This window comes from Pseudolysinimonas sp. (genome assembly GCF_031389465.1).
GTDB lineage: Bacteria > Actinomycetota > Actinomycetes > Actinomycetales > Microbacteriaceae > Pseudolysinimonas_A.
Genome location: NZ_JANMSQ010000304.1, coordinates 1 through 2,087 on the forward strand (window position 1 = coordinate 1; position 2,087 = coordinate 2,087).

Consider the following 2,087-nt stretch of genomic DNA (forward strand, 5'->3'; position numbering starts at 1 on the left):
GTGCGGCGAGGGTATCGGCAAGCGTGAGGATGGCGGCGGCAGCCGGGTCGCTCGGGTCGGCCAGTACGACGGGGGCGCCGACATCCCCGCCTTCGCGGAGCGGCACGGAGAGCGGGATGCGCGCGAGTACCGGCACCTCGAGCCGCGCTGCGACGGCATCCCCGCCGCCCGAGCCGAACAGCTCGCCGGTCATGTTCTCGACGACGCCGATGACGGTCTGACCGGTCTGCCGGGCGACGAGTCCGCTGCGCTCGGCGACGTCGGCAGCGGCGGGCTGCGGGGTGGTGACGACGAGCACTTCGGCGTGCGGGAGTAGTTGGCCGATCGAGATGGCGACGTCTCCGGTGCCCGGCGGGAGGTCGAGCAGCAGCACGTCGAGGTCGCCGAACCAGACGTCGGTGAGGAACTGCTGGATGGTGCGGTGCAGCAGCGGCCCCCGCCACGACACCGCGGTGGAGCCGTCGACGAACATGCCGATCGAGATGACCGCGACCCCGTGGGCCGACGGTGGCATCATCAGGTCGCCGACCTTCGTCGGGCGGGCGTCGGCACCGAGCCCGAGGATGCCGGGAATCGAGAAGCCGAAGACATCCGCATCGACCAGGCCCACCTTCAGCCCGCGAGCGGCGAGGGCGACCGCGAGGTTGGCGGTGAGTGTCGACTTGCCGACGCCGCCTTTGCCGCTGGTAACGGCGTAGATCTTGGTGAGGGTGTCGGGTCCGAACTGGGTCGTGCGGGTTCCCCGAAGCCGCGCCACGAGCGCCTCCCGCTCGGGCACGGTCATCACGCCGACGGTCAACTCGATGCTCGCAATACCTGGCACGCCGAGTACGGCGGCGCGCACATCCCGCTCGATGGTGTCGGCGGCGGGGCAGCCGACGATCGTGAGCACGAGTTCGACCGTCGCGACGCCGCCCGTGACGGCGACCCCACGCACCATGTCGAGTTCGGTGATCGGCCGACGAATCTCTGGATCGAGCACCCGACCGAGTGCCGCGCGAACTGCCTCAGCCGTCACTTCTGCTGTGCTGTCTTCTTCGGAGCATTGTCGTCGTCGACTTCAAGCTCCTCGAGCAGGGCGCGCAGTTCTGCGCGGATGAAGTCTTTCGTCGCGACATCTTTCATCGCGAGCCGCAGGGCGACGACCTCGCGCGCCAGGTATTCGGTGTCGGCGAGGTTGCGTTCGGCACGCTGCCGGTCCTGTTCGATCTGCACGCGATCACGGTCATCCTGCCGGTTCTGCGCCAACAGGATGAGCGGCGCCGCGTAGGAGGCCTGCAACGACAGGATGAGGGTTAGCAGCGTGAAGTTGGTCAGCCGCGGGTCAAACTGCAGATGCTCGGGCGCGAGGGTGTTGAACGCGAGCCAGGCGGCGACGAACACCGACATCCCGATGAGAAACCACGACGTGCCCATCGCGCGGGCGAACGACTCCGAGAAGCGGCCCATGCGGTCGCGGCCCGACGGGCGGAAGGTTCCGAACGGCGACGAGAAGGTGCCGCGGGCGCCCTTGGGAAGGTCGAGCCGGTGGTCGTTACGTACTTGACGAGGTGTGCGGGCCATTCGGCGTCCTCCTTCCGGTCATGCTGCGGGTCGGGATGGCTGCGGTTCCGGCACTCTGCAGGCCGACCGAGGCGGGTTCAGGGTCGTCCGAGGTACTTCGCCAGTCGTCCGGCAGCAGATAGTCGAGGACGTCGTCGATGGTCACCACCCCGACGAGTCGGTACTGCTCGTCGACGACGGGCAGTGACACGAGGTTGTACGAGGCCAGGATGCGTGACACCTCGGCCGCGCTCGTGTCGGGCCGCGCCGGCTCAAGGCTGGTGTCGAGCAGGGTGCCGAGCCGTTCGTGCGGCGGGTAGCGCAGCATCCGCTGGAAGTGCACCATTCCGAGGAACCGTCCGGTGGGCGGCTCGTACGGTGGCAGGGTCACGCAGACCGCGGCGCCGAGCGCGGGGGCGAGTTCGTGACGGCGGATGAGCGCGAGCCCCTCCGCGACGGTGGCGTCGGCCGACACGATGCTCGGCTCGGTCGTCATCAGGCCGCCCGCGGTGTCGGAACCGTAGGCGCGCAGGAAGCGCACGTCG

3 protein-coding genes are annotated in these 2,087 nt (G+C 69.2%); all 3 read right to left on the reverse strand.

The annotated features are described in order from the left end of the window. On the reverse strand, positions 1-1,018 hold a 1,018-nt coding region (locus RMO30_RS11790; protein ID WP_309713681.1), incomplete at its 3' end, for a P-loop NTPase. Then, a complete protein-coding gene (locus tag RMO30_RS11795) occupies positions 1,015-1,563 on the reverse strand; it encodes a DUF1003 domain-containing protein (protein ID WP_309713683.1) in 549 nt (182 codons plus the stop codon). The genes RMO30_RS11795 and RMO30_RS11790, both read right to left, overlap by 4 nt. Then, on the reverse strand, positions 1,535-2,087 hold a 553-nt coding region (locus RMO30_RS11800; RefSeq protein WP_309713685.1), incomplete at its 5' end, for a CBS domain-containing protein. The genes RMO30_RS11795 and RMO30_RS11800, both read right to left, overlap by 29 nt.

What these genes read in the sequence shown, in the direction of transcription:
- RMO30_RS11795 (WP_309713683.1), bottom strand. Translation starts at nt 1,563, where the DNA reads ATGGCCCGCACACCTCGTCAAGTACGTAACGACCACCGGCTCGACCTT.